Annotated in this window: 21 protein-coding genes; 9 read left to right on the forward strand and 12 right to left on the reverse strand. The window is 62.7% G+C overall.

Annotated elements, in window-relative coordinates; all coding sequences use genetic code 11:
* Positions 1-88 precede the first annotated feature (88 nt).
* The 6 genes from E0E00_RS02105 to E0E00_RS02130 all read right to left on the reverse strand — a co-directional run bounded on the left by E0E00_RS02105 (position 89) and on the right by E0E00_RS02130 (position 6981).
* On the reverse strand, positions 89-1225 hold the full coding sequence (locus E0E00_RS02105; protein WP_242622094.1) for a glycosyltransferase family 4 protein: 1137 nt from the start codon (positions 1223-1225) through the stop codon (positions 89-91).
* A 24-nt stretch (positions 1226-1249) separates the two neighbouring features.
* Positions 1250-1930: a sugar transferase gene (locus E0E00_RS02110; RefSeq protein ID WP_207302619.1), complete on the reverse strand. Its 681-nt coding sequence runs from the start codon at positions 1928-1930 to the stop codon at positions 1250-1252.
* 735 nt (positions 1931-2665) lie between these two features.
* A complete protein-coding gene (locus E0E00_RS02115) occupies positions 2666-4627 on the reverse strand; it encodes a fructose-specific PTS transporter subunit EIIC (RefSeq protein WP_130810955.1) in 1962 nt (653 codons plus the stop codon).
* 96 nt (positions 4628-4723) lie between these two features.
* Entirely contained in the window at positions 4724-5629 is a 906-nt protein-coding gene (gene pfkB, locus E0E00_RS02120; protein ID WP_130810956.1) for a 1-phosphofructokinase, read from the reverse strand.
* Positions 5630-5632: 3 nt separating this feature from the next.
* The gene (locus tag E0E00_RS02125) at positions 5633-6391 is read right to left on the reverse strand and encodes a DeoR/GlpR family DNA-binding transcription regulator (RefSeq protein WP_130810957.1); all 759 of its coding nucleotides are present in this window, start codon (positions 6389-6391) and stop codon (positions 5633-5635) included.
* A 230-nt stretch (positions 6392-6621) separates the two neighbouring features.
* Positions 6622-6981, reverse strand: coding sequence for a hypothetical protein (locus E0E00_RS02130; RefSeq protein WP_130810958.1), 360 nt, complete (start codon positions 6979-6981; stop codon positions 6622-6624).
* 121 nt (positions 6982-7102) lie between these two features.
* Here E0E00_RS02130 and E0E00_RS02135 point away from each other — a divergent pair, with 121 nt between their 5' ends.
* Positions 7103-7963, forward strand: coding sequence for a hypothetical protein (locus E0E00_RS02135; RefSeq protein WP_130810959.1), 861 nt, complete (start codon positions 7103-7105; stop codon positions 7961-7963).
* 105 nt (positions 7964-8068) lie between these two features.
* Here the strand turns inward: E0E00_RS02135 and E0E00_RS02140 are convergent, their stop codons facing one another.
* Genes E0E00_RS02140 through E0E00_RS02150 form a run of 3 tightly spaced genes read right to left on the reverse strand, consistent with a single transcriptional unit; the run spans position 8069 to position 11062 of the window.
* Positions 8069-8878 (reverse strand): BtpA/SgcQ family protein, encoded by an 810-nt coding sequence (locus tag E0E00_RS02140; protein WP_130810960.1) that lies wholly within the window; start codon positions 8876-8878, stop codon positions 8069-8071.
* A gap of 45 nt (positions 8879-8923) precedes the next feature.
* Positions 8924-10546 (reverse strand): PTS system mannose/fructose/sorbose family transporter subunit IID, encoded by a 1623-nt coding sequence (locus E0E00_RS02145; RefSeq protein ID WP_130810961.1) that lies wholly within the window; start codon positions 10544-10546, stop codon positions 8924-8926.
* A 33-nt stretch (positions 10547-10579) separates the two neighbouring features.
* Positions 10580-11062 carry a PTS sugar transporter subunit IIB gene (locus tag E0E00_RS02150; protein WP_130810962.1) on the reverse strand — a complete coding sequence of 161 codons (483 nt, stop codon included), beginning with the start codon at positions 11060-11062 and terminating at the stop codon, positions 10580-10582.
* A 253-nt stretch (positions 11063-11315) separates the two neighbouring features.
* On the opposite strand from E0E00_RS02150, the gene E0E00_RS02155 reads away from it, so the two are divergent.
* The 6 genes from E0E00_RS02155 (at position 11316) to E0E00_RS02180 (ending at position 15641) form a co-directional block, all read left to right on the forward strand.
* Positions 11316-12134: a MurR/RpiR family transcriptional regulator gene (locus tag E0E00_RS02155; RefSeq protein WP_165443512.1), complete on the forward strand. Its 819-nt coding sequence runs from the start codon at positions 11316-11318 to the stop codon at positions 12132-12134.
* A gap of 201 nt (positions 12135-12335) precedes the next feature.
* Positions 12336-12761 (forward strand): Fur family transcriptional regulator, encoded by a 426-nt coding sequence (locus E0E00_RS02160; protein WP_130810964.1) that lies wholly within the window; start codon positions 12336-12338, stop codon positions 12759-12761.
* Positions 12754-13080 (forward strand): hypothetical protein, encoded by a 327-nt coding sequence (locus E0E00_RS02165; protein ID WP_130810965.1) that lies wholly within the window; start codon positions 12754-12756, stop codon positions 13078-13080. Before E0E00_RS02160 ends, E0E00_RS02165 begins: the two co-directional genes overlap by 8 nt.
* 66 nt (positions 13081-13146) lie before the next feature.
* Positions 13147-14136, forward strand: coding sequence for a metal ABC transporter substrate-binding protein (locus tag E0E00_RS02170; protein WP_130810966.1), 990 nt, complete (start codon positions 13147-13149; stop codon positions 14134-14136).
* Complete coding sequence (locus tag E0E00_RS02175; protein ID WP_130810967.1) at positions 14133-14840, forward strand: metal ABC transporter ATP-binding protein; 708 nt, start codon at positions 14133-14135, stop codon at positions 14838-14840. Before E0E00_RS02170 ends, E0E00_RS02175 begins: the two co-directional genes overlap by 4 nt.
* Positions 14841-14843: 3 nt before the next feature.
* On the forward strand, positions 14844-15641 hold the full coding sequence (locus tag E0E00_RS02180) for a metal ABC transporter permease (RefSeq protein WP_130810968.1): 798 nt from the start codon (positions 14844-14846) through the stop codon (positions 15639-15641).
* Between the two features lie 60 nt (positions 15642-15701).
* Here E0E00_RS02180 and E0E00_RS02185 read toward each other — a convergent pair whose 3' ends face one another.
* The gene (locus E0E00_RS02185) at positions 15702-16559 is read right to left on the reverse strand and encodes a LysR family transcriptional regulator (protein ID WP_130810969.1); all 858 of its coding nucleotides are present in this window, start codon (positions 16557-16559) and stop codon (positions 15702-15704) included.
* Positions 16560-16734: 175 nt separating this feature from the next.
* On the opposite strand from E0E00_RS02185, the gene E0E00_RS02190 reads away from it, so the two are divergent.
* On the forward strand, positions 16735-17658 hold the full coding sequence (locus tag E0E00_RS02190) for a DMT family transporter (protein ID WP_130810970.1): 924 nt from the start codon (positions 16735-16737) through the stop codon (positions 17656-17658).
* A 155-nt stretch (positions 17659-17813) separates the two neighbouring features.
* Positions 17814-18065: a hypothetical protein gene (locus E0E00_RS02195; RefSeq protein WP_130810971.1), complete on the forward strand. Its 252-nt coding sequence runs from the start codon at positions 17814-17816 to the stop codon at positions 18063-18065.
* A gap of 36 nt (positions 18066-18101) precedes the next feature.
* Here the strand turns inward: E0E00_RS02195 and E0E00_RS02200 are convergent, their stop codons facing one another.
* The gene (locus tag E0E00_RS02200; protein WP_130810972.1) at positions 18102-18338 is read right to left on the reverse strand and encodes a hypothetical protein; all 237 of its coding nucleotides are present in this window, start codon (positions 18336-18338) and stop codon (positions 18102-18104) included.
* Between the two features lie 331 nt (positions 18339-18669).
* Complete coding sequence (locus E0E00_RS02205; protein ID WP_165443513.1) at positions 18670-20103, reverse strand: immunoglobulin-like domain-containing protein; 1434 nt, start codon at positions 20101-20103, stop codon at positions 18670-18672.
* Positions 20104-20123 lie beyond the last annotated feature (20 nt).

Raw genomic sequence — 20123 nt, forward strand, 5'->3', positions numbered from 1 at the left:
GGGAATACAAAATTGGAGTCCTTCTTGTGGGCTGGGAGTAGTTTTTAAAATAAAATCCTTTGGGTTAGTAAACTTTTTATCAAGGATCCTACTCCTTTTGGCGTGGTACGTCACCCCCCCCCCCCCCCCGATAGAGGGCAAGCGTCCGTGCTACAACGGCATCCCACCCATGGGCGGACGACACGCGCATGCGCGCTCGGGTGCCCAGCGAAGAGACGCGCGCCGGATTCTCGAGTAGTTGGGTGAGGGAGCTCCGCAGTGCCACCACGTCTCCCCTCGGAAACGTGGCTCCCGCGCTGCTGAGGGTTTCGGCGCACTCCGCTATGTCGCTCGTGAGGCAGCAGTTGCCGTATGACATCGCCTCAAGGAGGCTCATGGGCATGCCCTCGAGATCGGAGGGAAGCACGTAGAGGTAGGCGTTGCTGTAGAGCTCCTCGAGCTCGCGACCTTGCACGAAGCCCGTAAAGAGGATGGAAGGGTCATCGCCCGCGAGGTCCCTCACCCGATTGAAGTACGCCTGGGAGTCGGACGGGCCGCCAGCGATGACGAGGCGCTTGTCCGTCCGCATGCCTCGCCAGGCCTCTATGAGGTAGTGGACGCCCTTCTCGGGGACGAGGCGTCCCACGAAAAGGACGTAGGAGGCTGCCGAGAGACCATACTTGGACGCGATGGCCTGCACGGGAACCGGTGTCTTCACCGTCACCCCGTTGGGGATGTAGTGCGTCTCGCGACCGTAGGTGTCGCGGAAGTAGTCCTGGACGTTCCTGCTGAGGACGATGAGCTCGTCGGCCTGGGAGACGGCGAGACGCTCCCCATGCCTCAGATAGCCCGAGGCGAGCCTGCCCCACTTGGCGCGTTGCCAGTCGAGCCCGTGTATCGTGGCGACGCTGCGGATGTGCGCGCGACGGGCCAGCGGGATCATGGCACAGGGGCCCTCCGCATGGAAGTGGATGACGTCTGGCCTGTCGGCGACGGCGGCGCGGGCCGCAAAGTACGAGGAGCTTGCGGCGGCAAGCCCCCTCACGTCGACGGTGGGCACCGTCTTGATCCGAACGCCCTCGTACTCCTCCGGCGCCACGGGACTCAGGCCCCTGCCAGCCACGTCATGGCCCTGGCGATTGTAGACGGTCACGTCATGGCCGAGGGCGGCCATCCGCGTGGCGAGCTCCGTCACCACGACCTCCACGCCGCCCTCGCGCGATGGCATGCGCTTATGTCCCAGCATGGCAATCCTCATACCTGCGGCCGGCTAGCATCCCTGCGCGGTGAGGACCACGCCCACTGTCTGGAATATGAGCTTCAAGTCGGTGAGGAAGGACCGGGTCCTCACGTAGAGGAGGTCGAGGTCGACCCACTCATCGAAGGTAAGGCTGTCGCGGTTGCGCTGGACCTGCCAGTAGCTGGTGATACCGGCATCGCAGAGGAGGCGCTGGGACTGGTAGGGAGTGTATTGGGCGACCTCGCTGGGTAGCGCCGGGCGAGGCCCCACGATTGACATCTGCCCAAAGAGCACGTTGAAGAACTGGGGGAACTCGTCCAGAGACGTCTTGCGTATGAAGTGACCGACCCGTGTGACCCTGGGGTCGTGCGCCATCTTGAAGACGGGGCCGTCCTTCTCGTTGTAACGCATGAGCCCCGCAAGCCGCTCCTCCGCGTCGGAGTACATGGAGCGAAACTTCCACATGCTGAAGGTCCTGCCCCCCCTTCCCACGCGCGTCTGCCTGAAGATGACGGGCCCCTGGGGATCGTCCAGCTTGATGGCAAGGGCTATCAGGGCGAAGAGCCACGAGAACCCCACGATCACAAAGAGGGAGAACAGGACGTCAAAGGCACGCTTGGCCACTTCGTAGGCACCATGGGACTCATCATGCGCCACGACAAGCGCGTCCCCACAGTCTTCAAGCTTAGTCGCGGAATCCTCGACCTTCATGATGAGAGTATGGTTGCCTTTCCGTCTATCCTCGCCCGTCGGACGATACGATGTGACTGTCAGGTCGTCCCGACAGAGCCCCCAACCCCCGGTAACGACCATAGCAATATGCGCACAAAAAGAACGGCGCTGTGTTTTCCCCACGAAAAAATAGGCACAGCCGACCCCAGCCGAAACACATGGCCTTATATCGCCATCTTCTGGGAAGCGCGTGCCCGCATTCGCCTTGTAGGCTACACCCGCCCCATCAAGCTGTCAATAGGGCACTATGGGGGAATCATTTCCCTGTCACGGCTCAGCCGGGCTGCCACGACCACGGTCACCCGGGTTGATCAACCCGGACCTCGCTGGAGGCCAGGGTCGCGCAGATGGTCGCGGCGAGACCGTTGGCTCTCACACCAACAAGAGACGCGCCATCCCAAGCGTTGCGGAGAGGCGGGCTCTTGTCTCGCTCGCTTCCAGCCATGCGTAATTTGTCCGACGAGAAGCCCCCGGTGGTTGGGAATTTCGCGAACGCCTAACCCGGGGCCTAACCGGCGATTTCTACGACATCGTTCTCGACTCGTGGGGAATTGCCAGCTAGCAGGGTCTATCCGTTCGAAAAATGCGGGGCCGCCATTAACTCGTGAGATATCGCAGTTTAGAGCGAGAGGACCGCAGGGATGCCCTCCCTCGGCGTCGCGCAGACGCCGAGGGGCCAGTTGTCGCAGCCGCCCTGTCACTCGCCGTACCTCTCTATGCCCCTGCGGCGTAGGGCTTCTTCCAGAACGAGAGGATCAGCGCACCAACCACGGAGCCAACTACCAGCGCCACGAGGTACATCACGGGATTGCCGATAACGGCAATGACCCAGGCGCCACCGTGAGGAGCGGGGCTCGTGCAGCCGCACGCCGCCGAGATCGCACCCGCAACGGCAGAGCCAATGATGCAGGAGGGAAGCACGTGACCGGGGTCGGCAGCGGCGAACGGGATGGCGCCCTCGGTAATGAACGAGAGGCCCATGATGTAGTTCACAATGCCCGCGTCGCGGTCGGCCTTGGACCACTTGTTCTTGAAGAACGTGGTGGAAAGGGCAATGGCCAGAGGGGGAACCATGCCGCCAACCATCACGGAGGCCATGATGATCTGGCCGGACGTAGTGCCAGCGGCAAGGGCTCCCGTGCCAAAGACGTAGGCTGCCTTGTTGAATGGGCCGCCCATGTCGATGGACATCATGCCACCGACCACGGCACCGAGCAGCACGATGTTTGTGGTCCCCATGCCATTGAGCCAGTTGTTCAGACCGGTGTTGATGGCACCAAAGATCGGGTTCAGCACGAACATGACGGCGCCTATGGCAAGCGTGCCCAGAAGCGGGTAGATGAGCATGGGCTTTATGCCCTCGAGCGAGGCGGGCATGCGGTCGCAGAGCCTCTCGATGCCAAGTGTCATGTACCCGGCGGCAAAGCCGGCGAAGAGCGCCGCGATGAAGCCGCCAGAGACGCACGCCGCAGAGGCGGCATCGGGGTCAGCGTTCAGGAGCGCAAGGTAGGCAAGGCTGTAGCCGCCCTTGGCAAAGAGGCCACCAACAAAGCCAGGGGCCAGGCCGGGCCTGTCCGCGATGGACATGGCGATGAAGCCGGCAAGGATGGGCAGCATGAGGCCAAACGCCTCGCCGCCAATGGTCTTGAAGAACGCAGCCGCCGGAATCGACGAGCCGTACGTCGAGGTGCCAAGGCCCGGCTGGTCGACGAGGAACGCGATCGCCGTGAGGATGCCGCCGCCAATGACGAAGGGCAGCATGTGGCTCACGCCGTTCATGAGATGCTTGTAGATCACATGCCAGGCGGAGTCCTTCTCGGCGCCTGCGCTGGCGGCCGCAACCTCGCCCTCCTGCACGGGTGCCTCGCCATCGAGGATTGTCTGGATGAGCTTCTCGGGCTCGGAGATGCCCGCGGTGACGTTGGTCGAGAGGACCTGCTTACCCCCAAAGCGGGCGCGGTCCACGTTCTTGTCGGCCGCGATGATCACGCCCTTTGCGTGCGCGACCTCCTCGGCGGTAAGGACGTTCTTCGCGCCCACGGAGCCCTGCGTCTCCACCTTGATGGTGACGCCCATCTCGGCGGCCTTCTTCTCGAGGCTCTCCGCAGCCATGTAGGTGTGGGCGATGCCCGTGGGGCAAGCCGTGATTGCAAGGATGTCCGGCAGAGAGGAGGCTGCCTTGGCCACCGGCTCGGCCTTCTTTGCCTCAGCCTCTTCGCGCGTGGCCTCCGCAGCGTCGATGGCTGCCATGAACTCCTCGGGCGTCTTTGCCGCACGCAGCGCGTCCGCGAATTCTTGGTGCATCAGAAGCTTCGAAAGCTGCGCCAGTATCTCGAGATGCGCGTTGTTCTCACCTTCGGGCGCCGCGATCATGAACATGAGGTCGGCCGGCGCCCCGTCGAGTGAGTTCCAGTCGGTGCCGCCGGGCACGGTCATGGCCGCAAGGCCTGGGCGCTTGACCGCGGCCGTCTTGGCGTGCGGGATGGCGATGCCGTCCCCCACGGCAGTCGAGAACTCCTCCTCTCGCGCCATGATCGCCTTCTTGTAGGCCACCTTGTCTGTGATGTTGCCCGCTGCATCCTGCAGGGCAACCAGCTGGTCGATGGCATCGTCACGACTTGTGGCGGTAGCACCAACCTTGATTGCCTCGGGCCTGAGCAGATCGGTGATCTTCACTCGTGCTCCCCCTTCCTGTGCACGGACATCCGTCCGCTCCCGGGCACCCAGGCCTTCTCGCCATGGGTGCACTCACTGCTAAAAATGCACCTGCGCCTACATGTTGGCGAGCAGGGCCTCAACCTCGGGCCGCGTGGCAAGGTTCTCCGAGAAGGCGCTGGCAGACCCCGTGCAGACGCCCATCTTGAATGCCGTCTCATAGTTGCCGTTGCTCTCAATCCAGCCCGTGAGGAACCCGGCGACCATCGAGTCACCCGCGCCTACGGTGTTGACCATGGCCCCCCTGGGGGCCTCGGCCATGATTACGTCCCCCTTCTCGGAGACGAGAACCGCACCCTCACCGCCCATGGAGACCAGCACGTTTCTGGCGCCGCGCTCCTGGAGCGTGCGCGCATAGGGCTCGACCTGGTCGCGGCGCGTGATGGTGGCGCCCACGATGTCGCCCAGCTCGTGGTTGTTGGGCTTTACCAGGAAGGGGTGGTACGGCAGGACGTTGACGAGAAGGTCGCGCTCGGCATCCACCACAATATCGATGCCGCGGCCGTCGAGGCGGCTCATGATGCGCTCGTAGATGTCAGACGGGAGCACGGAGGGCACGTTTCCGGCAATCACAAGCAGGTCACCGGACTTGAAGGTGTCAAGCTTGGCATAGAGGGCATCGATGTCTGAGGGCGTGACCTTGGGCCCAAGGCCGTTGATTGCGGTCTCCTCCTTGGCCTTGACCTTCACGTTGATGCGGCTCATGCCTTCCTTGACCTCGATGAAGTCACACGCGGCACCATAGGCGCTCATCCGTGCCTCAATCTCTCGCCCAGTGAACCCGGCCACAAGGCCCAGCGCCGTTGACGCATGCCCAAGGTTGGAAAGCACGATGGAGACGTTGATCCCCTTGCCGCCGGGCAGAACCTGCTCGTAGCTTACGCGGTTTATCTCGCCGAGCTTGAACTCGTCGAGACGAACTATGTAGTCGAGCGACGGATTGAACGTTACGGTGTAAATCATGAACTACTCCCCCACTTCCACGACGTTGCCCGCATCTTGAAAGCCTCCGTCTTCCGGAAGCTTGTCCGTAAGTACGGTCGCGTCCTCAAACGACGCAAAGGTGACGAGAGAGACCTGGTCGAACTTGCTCTGGTCGGCCAGCACGTAACGCCTGAGCGTATGCACCATGCTAACCTCCTTGACCTTGGCCTCGCTGAACTCCGGCGTAGTGAATCCCGCATCGAGCGAGATCCCGTTGGTGCCCCAAAAGCCAATCGTGAAGTGGAGGTTTTGGAGGGAAGCGATGGCAGCCTCTCCCACGAGAGCCTCCGTGACGGGCTTTACCAGCCCACCGGGCAGATACGTCTTGCATCCCCTGGCAAGCAGCAGCTGCGCATGCGGGATGGAGTTCGTGAAGTACGTTGCGCTCATCTGTGCGATTGCCTCTACGAGCTGCATCGTTGAGGTTCCGGCATCGATGTAGACAAAGTCGTCTGGGCCGATGAGAGACGCTGCGTAGGTGGCAATCACCCTCTTGGCGGCCGCGTTGACATCGCGCTTCTGCGCCACGGAAGCGTCGTGGAGCACGAGACGCCCGCGCGGCACCGGAGCCGTTGCCCCGCCATGAACGCGAATGATCTGGTTTTGCTCGTCCAAGGCAGCGAGGTCGCGCCGAACGGTTGACTCCGAGGCATCAAGGGCTTCCATGAGCTCTGGCATCGTGGCCGAACCGCGCTCGCGTACGAGCCGCGCGATGATGTCCTGGCGCTCCCGGGCAAGCATGGGCACCCCTTTCCGTTATAGGCGGCCTTCTCGACATGTCAAGCGCGCGGAACCGTATGGTCCCCCTGTTGTGCACTCCCCACTGGGTCCCGCGCTGATGACATTATCCATCAATTGCAGTCATAGTCAGTCATAAACAATCATTTCCAGTCATATTGCCGCCAATGGCATGTTTTTGACGACAAGCGGTAGCAATTGAATTAAAGCCATGCGTAGCGTGAGACGGCAGGCTACTCGCCCGAGGCAACGCCTCGGAGGCAGGCGAAGAACGCCACGAAGCCAGGCAAGAGGACTATGGCCGCAGCAGCATCCCCTTGAAGCCGCCCCTCCATCCCGTACATAACGAGCGGGATAGCAAACGTGAGCACAAGTGCCGCAAGGCCTCCCCAGGTGCCTGGCGCAAGGCGGGAACCAGCTCCAAAGAACAGATGCAGCGCCACGGCAGGAAGCCCAATCATGGTCACCACGCCTGCGGTACAGACAATCGCACGGGCAAGGGTCCCCAACTGCTCTGCCACTTGGAAGGCCACCGCCATGCAGACGAACACGACGAGCGCTCCGCCTGCAAGCTTGAGAAGCTTCTCCTCCATTGTAGCCTCCTCTCGTTTGACCTGTACCCAGGCACGTGAAGTGCAAAACATAGGGAGGCGCCGAGCAGCGGGTATAGTGCTCGAAGGGAAGTGCCGAGAGGCACGTGACCAGGGGAGGCGCATGCAGTCAGAGCAGAGCGGCGTGCACCGCATCGGGCAGGTCGTCAAGATCATACTGGCAGTAATTGGCGGCATCACTGTGGCGCTGGTGCTGCTCGGAGCGGCACTGGTGTACGAGCTCAACTACGCCGTGCGCACCGTCGACACGTCCACTTCCCCAGATGGCAGGCTCACGCTTGAGCTGCAGGCAGTTGGCGAGCCCCTGTTCTTCTCTTCGGCGGATGCCCGTCTTGTCCTCAGGCTGGATCGCTACGAGATCTCATGCATGGACACAAGCATCGCAGACGACGGCGTGCAGGTGCGCGCCGACAGCTGGCAGGTGAGTTGGAACGATACGGGAGCCGAGGTGCGGCTTATGGGATCTGAGCAATACGACGAGCTTGTGACCATGGGTTTTGATGGCAGCGCCATGACCAGGCAGACAAATGAACGATACGGCAAGCCGCAAGGGACCCAAACACCCACCGAGGTAGATGGCGGGCCCGTCACGACAGAAGGCATGCAGCAACAGGCCGACGAGACTGACACCGCCTACAAAGCGGTCTACGACGCCATGCTCAAGTCCCAAGGCTATGGCTTCCAGGTGACATACAACGCCCGCGGTGACGAGCAGATTGTTCTCTCCCAAGACAGCGAGAGCATCGTGCTTCTCGTCTACGACCGCGATTCGGCCAACGGCGCGTGCACGTTCCTTGCACTGGAGAGCTGCCCCGTTGAGGACTGTGGCAGCTGGTCGATCGACGAGGCCACGCTGCTCGACGAGTATGCCTACGCACATGATACGGGCGAGGTCATCGCGTCCGGTAAGACCTCGTGGTCGGATGCTGGCACGCAGGCCTTCCGCGACGCCACGGGAGAGTAGCGGGCCATCGACCCCAGGTCTGCCTCGAACGAAGAGACCCGCACCCGGAAGGCCACCAAATGTGACCAGTGGTGCGGGGCTCATAGAGAAGCAAGGGCGGCACGGCTAGCCCTTCGCTGCCTTGATGAACGCTTGGGCACGGCTTGCGTCTACGTTGTTCCAGAGAACGCCGTCTCGCTTGATGCTGGTGCCAACGATGACGCCATCGGCATGGGGAAGGAGGTCACCAATGTTGTCGGCCCTCCCGCCGCTGCCAATGATGATGGGCACCTCCGGGAAGCGCTCCTTCAGGTGGGCGATGTGGGACTCCTCTGGCGGAAGCCCAGCGTGGGCCCCGCCAAAGAGCGCACCCGCAATGGGCATGTTGGCAACCCCCGCCTCGAGCATGTCCTCGCTCGAGCGCGTGTCGAGGCACGTCCCCGCATGGGCCTCGAAGTACGTGTACACCCTGACGTCATCGGCGCCAATACGATGTTGATAGCGGAATATCTCGCCGGGGTTGAACTTCTGGGACCCAAACAGGCCCTCGTAGGACCCGCTCACGTAGGTCCTCACGAACTTGGCACCAATAGCCTTGGCAACGGCAAGTGTCGCGATGGGATCGATCAGCACACCGCACCCAAAGGGCACGTGAATCTCGGATGCGACCTCGGTTGCGATCCGCACGTAACTCGCCACCGTCTCGGGACCAACGGGAGTGAGGTAGGGCCTGTCTCCCTCGTTCGCGAACACCAGGGCGTCAAATCCTGCGTCCTGCAGGACACGAGCATCCTGCCTCAGGCGTCGAATCTGCTCCTCGAGGGTCATGCCGTCGTCGGCAAAGGGGGTACCGGGCAGCGCTTGCATGTGCAGGCACCCAATGACCGGCCTGGGTACCCCAAACGTCTCGAGGTGCTTATCCATCAGTGAGGGCATGCTTTACTCCTTCTTTGATAAACGATGCCGCTTGCACGTGTCGTGCTACGAGAGGATTCCGAGCGGAGAGAGGATGATGGCAATCACGAACATCGCGATGATGACGGTCGTGGGCTTGGTCCCTTTCTTGATGAAGTGGTAGGTAGCCAGGAAGGAGATGAGCGGCAGGAGTCTGGGGAGGATGGTGTCGAGGATCGAATGGATCTCGATGGTCCCCGTGGCCAGCTCAAAGGTAAGCGGGCAGGTTATGGGAATCACGGTAGCGACCAGGCATCCAAGCACCATCATGCCCATGGCGCCAAGCCCCTCGGTAAGCTGCTTGACAAGCCCGCCGGCCAGCAGCTTGGTGACGGCGCTCTTACCAAAGCGATATCCGGCGTTGTAGCAGAAGTAGCCCACACCAAGTGCGTAGATGCTGAAGAGCACGACAAGCAGGATGGGTCCGAGGGCGCTTCCCTGAGATGCAAGACCTATGGCAATCGAGAGGAGAACCACCTTGACGAGGCTCTGGGTCACGGAGTCTCCAATGCCTGCCATGGGACCCATGAGCGCGGTCTTGAGGTTGTTCTCCATGTCGTCATCGATGTCGGCACCGTTTGCGCGCTCCTCCTCCATCGCAGCGGTGATGCCCGGAATGATGGAGCCCCAGGTGTTCTCGGTATTGAAGTAGGCGAGATGACGCTTGAGCCCGGCTGAGATTGCCTCGCGATCGTCGCCGTAGAGCTCCTCGAGGACGGGCGCCATGCAGTGGCAGAAGCCCAAGCCCATCATGCGCTCGTAGTTGTAGCAGATCTGGCCCCAGCTCTGCCAGATGAGCCAGGACTTGCGAAGGGTCTTCTTGCTCAGGCGCCTCTGCCCAGCGGCGGCCTCCTCAGCGATGTCCGACGCCTCCTCGGAGCCAAAGGAGAAGCCCTCAAAGACACTCACGCCTTCCCTGGAGGTGTAGATGAGGTGCAGCACGCCTGCCGCCGCACCAATGATGGCGATGGGCATGGTGCCAAGCTGAAGGTAGGCGGCCAAGGCAAAGCCAATCGCAAAGAACGGGAGAAGGGATGCCTTGAAGAGCACGCTCATGAGCATGGCCAGTCCAAGAGCGGGAATCAGGTGGCCAGCAAGGGAGAGAATCGAGGTCACCTGCGTCGGAATCACTGTCATGAGCGATTCGAGGGCAGAGGAGCCCAACAGCACGCACAGGAACGAGGGAATCGCATATGTGATGAACGGGAAAATCTGCGAGGCAAAGAGATTCATGGCAGCAACGCCACGGGCATTGCCCTGCTCGGCGTATTTGTCTGCCTTGTGCACCCAGACCGAGTTGAGCGACATCTTGACGTTAAAGCTCAGCAAGCCGAGAAGCCCAAGCGGCACCGCGATGGTAAGCCCCACTGAGGGATCCGCACCAGCGAGCATCGTCATGGCCACGCCGAGATAGCCCGCGAGCGCATAGTCGCTCGGAAGGGATCCGCCAATGGCAACCATTCCGATATAGGCCATCATCACGTTGGAGCCAACCGACAAGCCGTAGGTTAGATTTCCGAGAAGCAGGCCGTTGACCAGGCCCGCGACGAGAGGTGCGCCAAAGTACACTGACCACCGCAGCCACATCGGGCAGGCTGTCGCGGCGTACCATGTGCAGAGTGCAATAACGAGCGCTTGCAATGCCAACATACTGTCACACTCCTAAATCGTCACCACATCCGCCTAGAGAACGTCGTCGATTGGAACTTTGGGATCGGTATAGAGCATCTGCAGGAAGACGTTCACCCCCAGGTCCTGCAACTCGCGAATTTGTGTCCGCTCCTCCTCAGAGAGGAAGATGTTCTTGGTCACCTGGACGCGTCCGGGCACAGAGCCGAGATTTCCAAGATTGAGCTCGGTCATCTCGGACGAGCAGCCCTTGAGCTCATGCGCAAGCTCGAGCGCGGCAGGAATCTTCTTAAAGAGCAGCATGGTGTGGACGGAACCTCCGTCTGTCTGCACTGCTTTCGCCGCATCTTTGACCGACAGGATGTCAATCTGCATGCCAGCAGGTGCCGACATAGAGAGCACCGTCTTCATGAAGCCGTCCTCGGCGATCTGGTCATCCACAACGACGATGCGTGCGAGCTGCAGCCTCTTTGACCAATATGCCATGACTTGTCCGTGTATCAGGCGTTCGTCGACTCTCGTTGCAGCAACGTTCATGGTGCCTCCTGTCCGACTCCGTACGTCCCGCGCACATCACTCAGTCATTGCCTGTCCTGTTGCATAAATCATTCTAAATTGATGGAAACATCCATTCGTTCTTGTATGGATGATTCACCATGAGCGGTAGAATCGTGCCGGTAGACGTAGGTAAACTACGGTAACTTTCTGTACTGTTTCTCTGTGTTACCTAACGCCTGAAAATTGCTCTACTATATGAATGGATAGTTCATTCATAATTCTGGAGTATGACATGGATGCTTTCGAGCAGATGAGGCTGCACGCCGAGGACCTAACGCCCACTGAGCGAAAGGTGCTAGACGCTGTCCTGGACAACCCCGAGGGAATCCTCCAGAGCACGACGACGATGGCGGCACAGCAGATTGGCGTTTCCCAGAGTGCCGTAAGCCGCTTCTGTCAGAAGGTTGGCTATGAGAACTTCGGCGACTTTAGGATGAATCTCATGTTCTCGCTCTCGAACAGCACCCCCACGTCAAATTCGAGGGAGAGCCAAGGGGCAATCGACTATCTCTGTGACATGATGAGAGCCACAAACGACGCTCTTAATGTGGACGTTATCACCGGACTGGCGGAGCGGATACTCTCGTCCAAGACCATCTATACCGCCGGCGCCGGGTTAAGCTCCCCTCCTGCCCTCATGCTCTCCATGGAGCTGCTTAAGTACAAGATTCCCTGTCACTGCATGCAAAGCGGGCAGGAGATGATCTACATGCACGTCGCAAGTCCCGATGACTTGATCATAATCTTCTCGTCGAAAAACGACACGCAGCGCATGCTCCTCAACGTCATTCAGGAGATGTCACCGCAGAAGCGGCCCCATACCGTCATGATTTCCCACACGGCAGCGCACCCCCTGCGCAAGATGGCGGATGAGTTCATCCTCCTTCCCACCTGGCAGACCGAGCGATATCCCGTCTACATCGAACCTATGACCTCCATGCTTGCGTTCTGCAGCATACTCATGGTGGAGGTGTCAAAGCGAACGGGGTCCGACCCAGAGATGCTGCCTTCCATCGTAAACGGCAGGAGGATGCGCACCCAAAGAGGTTGACATCTCCATGCCTGCTTGCGCGAGGGCATCTGCACCTAGGCGCTAGACGCGATGCAGGCCCATGGGACAGGCACTTCCCAAGCAGTCGCTACGCTTGACTCCCTTATTGATAGCCTGTAAGCTCAAATTGAAATTGAAGTTCAATTTCAATTGGGGCCGCCAGTCGCAGTGCGGCCGAATCGCGAAACGGGAGGCACGGACGTGACCAGCAGGGGCACTTACAACACGCGCCAGCGCCAGGCCGTCCTCGGCTACCTCACTGCGCACGCCGACCGCTACACAAGCGTCGACGGGGCATTCGAGGCGTTGAGGTCGCAGGGGGTCGAGATTGGACGTTCGACCATCTACCGCACTCTCGAGGCGCTCGCAGGCGAGGGCATGGCATCGAAGGTTGTCGCCCCCCGTGGGGAAGTTGCCCTCTATCGCCTGGTAAGCCAGGGCGAAGAGGTCGCGGGGCAGCTGGTCTGCGCGGAGTGCGGCCGTGTCTCGACCATCAACTGCGATGCCTTCCAGGAGTTCTCCCGCCATGTGCGCACGGTGCACGGCTTTGCCATCGACCTCTCGCGGACCGTGCTCTATGGGCGTTGCCCCCTCTGCGCGAAGGGACGGGTCACAGACCATGCGTGAGGCCTCTCGCCACATGGTCTGCCACGGCGTCGCCCTCCGGGTGTCCACGCTCGCTCTTGCGGTCCTTCTCGCCGTGGGTGCGTTCCTCTCGGCGGTGGCGCTTGGCAAGGAGGTCCACCACCAGTGCGCGGGTGAGGACTGCCCGGTCTGCCGGCTCATGGCGGGTGCCGCGAGGATCGTTGGCCGCAGCTCCACATCCGCGCCGCAGGCGCCGTGCATCCCCTCCGCACGCCTTGTCGCAGCGCAGGTCACGCCACTTCCCGACGTTGTCCTGATCGCGCCCTCTCCCGTCTCCCTGGGGGTCCGCCTCGATATCTGATGGGTGCGGACTGCCTCATACAGCAATCCGCATGACACCCCAGACAAGAGACCAGGAGACAATCCCATGGACAACCGCATAACCCTACGCCACAACCCCGTGATGGGGCGACGCACCCTTCTCGGCCTCCTCGCCATCTCGGCCGGATCGGCCCTCGCGGGCTGCTCGAGTGCCGCCGGAAACAACGAAGGCGATACCCCTGCGCAGGCAACTGGCACGGACGCCACGTCCACGCTCTCGATCTGCGCGAGCTTCTACCCCATGTACGACTTTGCGGCCAAGGTCGCCGGCGATCGGGCAACGGTCACCTGCCTGGTGCCCGCCGGAACCGAACCGCACGACTGGGAGCCCTCGGCCACGGACATCCGCACCATCTCCACCTGCGACATGCTCGTCTACAACGGGGCGGGCATGGAGCACTGGATCAAGGACGTGACAGACGGCCTCTCGGGTGAGAGGCCCGTCCTCGTGTGCGCGAGCGACGGAATCGACCTGCGCGAGCTCCCCGAAAGCGAAGCGGAGGAGGGCGAGTCTGGCACCGACCCGCACGTCTGGCTCTCGCCGAGAAACGCCAAGCACGAGCTCGAGGTCATAAGCGACGCCCTCGTGTCGCTCGACCCGGACGGACGCGAGGCATACGACGCGAACTACGAGCGCTGGGCGGCGGAGTTCGAGAAGCTCGACTCCGAGTTCTCCGACGGCCTTGCGGACCTCTCGAGCAGGAACCTCGTTGTGTCCCACGAGGCGTTTGGCTACCTCTGCGACGCCTACGGGCTCACGCAAGTCGCGATAGCCGGCATCGACGCCGAGGGCGAGCCAAACACCCAGCAGATGGCCGAGATAGCCCAGTTCGTACGCGAGAACAACGTGAAGACGATATTCACCGAGGAGCTCGTGAGCCCAAAGGTCGCCCAGGCCATCGCCAGCGAGACCGGGGCAACGGTCGAGGAGCTCAACCCGCTCGAGGGCCTCTCCGACGAGGAGCTCGCCGCCGGCGAGGACTACCTCTCCGTCATGCGCGAGAACCTCACGGCGCTGAGAGAGGCTCTGGCGTGACGGTCGCTGGTCCCAAGGCGCCGGAGCCACCCGCGCCACCCGTCGCACTCTCGGGCGTCCACTTCTCCTATGGCCGAGAGGAGGTCCTCCACGGTATCGACCTGGTCGTTGGCGAGGGGGAAATCTGCTCCATCGTGGGTGACAACGGTGCCGGCAAGTCGACCGTCGCGCGTCTCGCCGTGGGTGAGTTGAGGCCCACGGCGGGCACCGCACTCCTCTTTGGCAAGAATCCCACGCGCTTCGGCCGATGGGACCTCGTGGGCTATGTCCCCCAGCTTCCCCCGGAGGCCGTCTCTCGCTTCCCCGCGACCTCACTCGAGCTTGTCAACGCCTTCCAGCTCTCTGGGGCGCAGGGCCGCCGTCCGTCGCAGGTGTGGCGCCGTCAGCGAAGCCTCGACGCACTGGGGCAGGTGGGGATGGACGGGCATGCCGCGAGAATGGTACGGGAGCTCTCGGGGGGTCAGCTCCAGCGCGTGCGCCTCGCGTGCGCGCTGGTGAACGGCCCCAGGCTTCTCGTCCTCGACGAGCCCACGAACGGGCTTGACCGCGAGAGCCGCGAGGCGCTCTGCTCCCTGGTGGCAGCCACGCATGCGGAGCGCGGGCTGGCAGTGCTTCTCGTCACGCACGATCAGAGGGTCCTGGGAAGCCTTGGGGGGAGCGTCCTCTTCGTGGAGGACGGCCGCATTGTGAGGAGGGAGGGCTAGGCGATGCTCGAGTACGCCTTCATGCAGCGCGGGCTCCTCGCCGGGCTGCTCCTTGGCGCCGTCATCCCCCTCGTGGGCATGACGGCCGTCCAGAGGAGGCTTTCCATGATAGGAGACGCCCTCTCGCACGCGTCGCTCGCGGGCGTGGCCGCAGGCCTGGTGGGCGGGGCGAGCCCCGTCGCCGGGGCGATTGTGGCGTGCCTGATGGGAAGTCTCTGCATCGAGGGCGTGCGGAGGAGGCTCCAGGAGCAGTCCGAGCTCGCCGTCGCCATCATCCAGGCAGCGGGAGTGGGTGCCGCAGGCGTGCTCTCGGGCTTCGTGCCAAACGCCTCGAGCCTCAACAGCTACATGTTCGGCAGCATCCTCACCATGTCCGACGGCGAGGTTGCCACCATCGTCGCGGTATGCGCGGTGGCTGTTACCACCTGCGTGGTCCTGCGGCGAGGCCTCTTCCTGATGTCCTTCGACGAGCGGCAGGCACGCACCGCGGGTGTCCCCGTGGGAACGGTCAGTCTCGCCTTCATGGTGGTGGTCGCCCTGGTGGTGGCCGTGGCGTCGCGCACGGTGGGCTCGCTCATCGTCTCGTCGATGATCGTGGTGCCCGTCGCCTGCGGCCTTGAGCTGGCGCGCAGCTGGCGGCAGGCATGCCTGCTCTCGAGCCTCACCGGCGTAGCCGCCACCGTGCTTGGGCTCGTGGCCTCGTACTACCTGGGCCTGAGGCCCGGCGGCACGATAGTCCTCGTGGCCATCGCACTCCTGCTCGTAACGTTCGCCGGCAGGCGGCTGACGAGAGGGGCGTGAGGCAGAGGGCGCCAGCCACCCGCCACGCTCCGGCGACCCGCTCATCCCTCTCGCCGCCGCTCACAGATACTCGAGGAACCGGCGCGCAGCGCGCGGGAGTGCGCCCTCGCGGCAGACCACACGGATGTCTCGGTGCGTGGCTGGGTTGAGGGGCTTTGCCACGATGGCATAGGGGTTTCTCCGCAGAATGAGGGCTGGCAGAATCGAGAGGCCCAAGCCGCTCTCGACCATCGACATGATGGCATAGTCATCCCAGGTGGAGAAGCGCGCGCCAAGCGAGAGGCCCGCACGTTGGAAGATGGGGGTTATCTCGTCATCCTGACCGCGCTCGAGCACGATGAACGGCTCCTCGCAAAGGGCCGAGACGGGCACCGCCGCCTCTCCCGCAAGCTTGTGGCCCGACGGTAGCACTGCCATGAGCTCATCCCTCTCAATCACGCGCTCGGCAAGCCCATCGTGGTGCGAGGCGCGCGGCAGAAAGCCAAAGTCCACCCGACCCGATGCGACCCACCCGTCTATCTCTGTGTAGCCACCCATGAGCAGCTCGTACTCAATGGCGGGGTAGTCCTCTTGGAAGCGCCCGATGACCTGGGGCAGGACGTGCGTGGCCACGGACGAGAAGGTCCCCATGCGAATGCTTCCGGCAGCAAGCCCGTTAAGGTCATCGACCTGCGACTCCAGGCGCCGAAAGTCATCGCACACGCCCTCCACAAGGGGTAGCACCGCGCGGCCCTCGCTGGTGAGCGTGACGCCCGCGCGACTTCGCTCGAGCAGCGTCATGCCCCAGTCGCGCTCGAGGTCGGCAATCATGCGGCTCACGCCGGACTGCGTGTAGGAGAGCGACCGCACAGCACGCGTGAAGCTCCCCGTGCGCACGGTCTCGACAAATGCCTGGTACTTCTGGATGTTCGCGTCCATGGGACCCTTTCTTTGGGGCTGGGTGACGCACGGCACGAGCCATTCCTGGCTTAGCCATGTGCCAGCTGAGATGCATGATGATTTCTCATGTATCTCATGATAAACATTCGCTTTTCTCGGCATACACATTCTGCGAGAGTGGAGGGGCAAATTTGGGTGTCATGGGAGGTCGTGCATGTCGCGCGCATCGAGAAGGTATCTGCTGTCGCTGCTCGTCTTTGGCTCCAACGGAATCATTTCGAGCCAGGTCTCGCTTCCCAGCTGGCAGATCGTACTTCTCCGCACCCTGCTTGGCGGCGCGCTGCTCGCTCTTATCGTGCTGGGCACCCGCAAGCGCCCCGCCTTTCTCGACCACCCGCACGATGCCGCCTCCCTTGCCGCCTCTGGCGCGGCGCTGGGCGTGGGCTGGGTCTTCCTCTTCGAGGCCTACCGAGTCATTGGCGTCGGGATCGCATCCCTCGCCTACTACTGCGGGCCGGTCATCGTGATGGCCCTCTCTCCCCTCCTCTTCCGCGAGCGCCTCACTCCCGCCAAGCTGCTGGGCTTTGCCTCTGTCGTCTGCGGGGCATCTCTCGTGGTAGCCCAAGGCCGGGGAACCACGCTCTCGCCGTGGGGCCTTGTGTGCGGTGGCATGTCTGCCGTGATGTACGCCGTGATGGTCATCTGCAGCAAGCGCGCGAGCAATGCCGTGGCCGGCATCGAGGCGTCTGCCATCCAGCTCGTCGCGAGCTTTGCCGCCGTTGCCGCGTATGCGCTCGCGACCCACAGCTCCGAGCTTGCCGTGCCCCTCACGGCAAACTGGCCGGCCATTCTCTGCCTGGGCCTTGTGAACACGGGTCTTGGCTGCTACCTGTACTTTTCTGCCATGGGACAGCTGCCTGTGCAGCGCGTCTCGGTGTGGGGCTACCTTGAGCCGCTCTCTGCCGTGATTCTCTCGGCCCTCGTTCTGGGAGAGACGATGACCCCCGCAAGCATTGCTGGCACGGCACTCGTCCTTGGCGGCGCCATCTTCTGCGAGGTTGCTGGCAAGCGCCGCGCAGTGGCCAAGGCCGTGGGCCGCCTTGTGAGTGGCCCATCCGCGAGCAACCTCGCCGCATAACGGGTACAAAGGCCCATCTGCAGCACCCTATCGGACGGCTCTGGCATCTCAAGGTTCGTGCCAATTCCCAGAAGGGGATGGAAGGGCCGGCCGGCTGTAACCAGCAAAAGGCGCATACTGGGCATGCAAGGCAATGCCAGCAAATGGGGGCGGTCATGCACGACATGCAAAAGGGCGAGGCATGCGGGTGCCAAGGCAAGAGCCCCTCTATGGTGCAAAAGGACACAGGCGGAGAGTCCCTTCTCTCGCGCCTCTCCGCCCGCTTTGGTCGCGTTGACCGTCGTACCCTCGTCTATGTGCTGGTCATTATCGCTGCCTGCGCCCTGGCAATCATCGCAGTGGCCACCGTCGCCCAGGTAGTGCTTACCCCTCCCTCTGCGGCGCACCAGTGCGTCGGACGCCGCTAGCCGGCGAGCCAGCCCCACCTGGGGGCGCATCCCCCCTTACAAGACGCCGGTAACAAACAGCACGATGAGCAGTATCCCCACGCCAGCCCCAACGATTGCGGCAACCACTATGGCGTCATGGCGCGCCTGATCGCGACGGCGCTTTGCGTAGATCTTTGCCTCGGCGTCCCGCGCGTCGACAGCGCTATAGCTGCCCATCTCATACGAGGCCGGCGACGAAGCTCCGTCGCTTGCGTGCTTCACAGGAGCCACCGCAGGGGCTGCGCTTGCCACGCGATGCCCGTCTTCACGGCCTTTCGTGTCGCCATCATGCCGCGACGCCGTTGGCGGCACGCGGACGGCGCCCGAAGCTGCACGTGCGCCCTTTGTCTTCCTTTCAAACAACGCCATAGGAGACCCCCACCCTCACTGGGGCAACTGGCCCCTCGCGACGCAGTGCACCGATGCGGCACGACGCCTGCGATGTGATAATACCGAGACGCAACAGGCAGTCAATCGCTGTCACGCAACCTTCGGTATGCGGACAAATACCCTGGGATAAGGCAGACTCTGCAACAGGCCAACGCGCAGCAGGCCAAGACCGGCCGCGGCACTCGCCCGCACCCTACCCTACCCCATACGCTGCCTGGTACTCGAAGCTCCCCAGCTCGTAGGTGCCAAACACGCGCATGCGCTTGAGCCGTGTGGGATCGTCGCCTACGTGCACCTGCCCATACTGCGTGGTAAACGCGAGAAGGAAGCCCGATTGCTTCACCGCAGAGGGTGCCGCGTCGGAGACGTCGCCATACGGGTAGGCAAAGGCGTCACTCGTCTTGAGGACATCCGCGGACTTCTCGAGGTCCTCGCCAATCTCTGCGGCGGTGAGGTCGTAGATGCGCCCTCCGTGGCCCTTGCCTGAGGAGCCCGCGCGATGCAGGTCATACGAGTGTGACTGGAAGATGACGTAGGGGCTGGCGTAGTTTGACAGCTTGTCTTGGATGTCGCTGTCACTGCAGATAACGAACGAGGTCGCAGGAATCTTGTGGCTCTCGAGCAGCGGGATTCCATACGTGAGGAAGCCCGCCGAGCCGTCATCGAAGGTGAGCACCACAGACTTGGCGGGCAGAGAGTGGCCGCCACCGATGAAGGCACGCACCTCTGCCCATGACGGGAAGTAGTAGCCATTCTCGTTGAGCCAGGAGAGCTGCTGGTCAAGCCGGGTGGTAGAGATGAGGTTCTGGTCGTCCGCCGCATCCTCCGGCGGGTTGGAGGCGTCATAGACATCGTGGTACATGAAGACCGAGATGCCGTCGCTGTCCCAACCACCGTCGATGTCATCCACCACATGCACGGTGCGCGTGGTCGTGGCAACCATGCCTGCGGAGTCCTCCACGGTATAGGTGACGGTGTAGTCTCCAAGCGTGGTCGTGTCGACCTCGCCCGAGGCGGTGGCCTTGTCCGTAATCATACCGTCGTCGCGATCGTGCGCGTAGCAGCCACCGTCAACGTAGCCCTCGCCGCGCTTGACATAGGTGTCTGCACTGCCGCCCAGAGTCATGACGATGCGACCGTCATTCTCGGTGGCCGTGGGCTCGGCGCCCTGCATGCCGGCCGTACCCTGGTCGCCCTGCGTAGCGGCATCGCCACCGCTGCCAGAGCCACCAATGCCACGCGTTGGCAACGCAAGTCCAGCTCCCCCGTTGGCCACCACGATGCCCGCGACAAGTGCGGCAACGCAGGCAGCGGCGATAACGACGCCGCGGCGCACGGCACGGGAGCGCCGCTCCTTGCGATGGCGCTCGGCATACGCGTGGGCTTGCTCGGCACGGGCATGGGACTGCTCGCGAGTCTCGCCCTCGGGTCGGAGCACGCGCACCTCGCTAGCGCCCTGGCGGCGATGCTGGCCCTGCCGCTGCGCCCGCTGTGCCGACTGCTGGCGAGCAGAGCCACCTGCGTCCTTCTCGCCAGCATTGGCCCCAGAACCCTCCGAGGCATAGTGCGAGACGCGAATGTCGCCCTGTCCCATACGCCCCCTGTAGTTGTTGTCCCTGTTAGCCATGACCATCACCCATCCGGTTG

The organism is Olsenella sp. Marseille-P4559 (assembly GCF_900605015.1).
Classification (GTDB): Bacteria; Actinomycetota; Coriobacteriia; order Coriobacteriales; family Atopobiaceae; genus Tractidigestivibacter.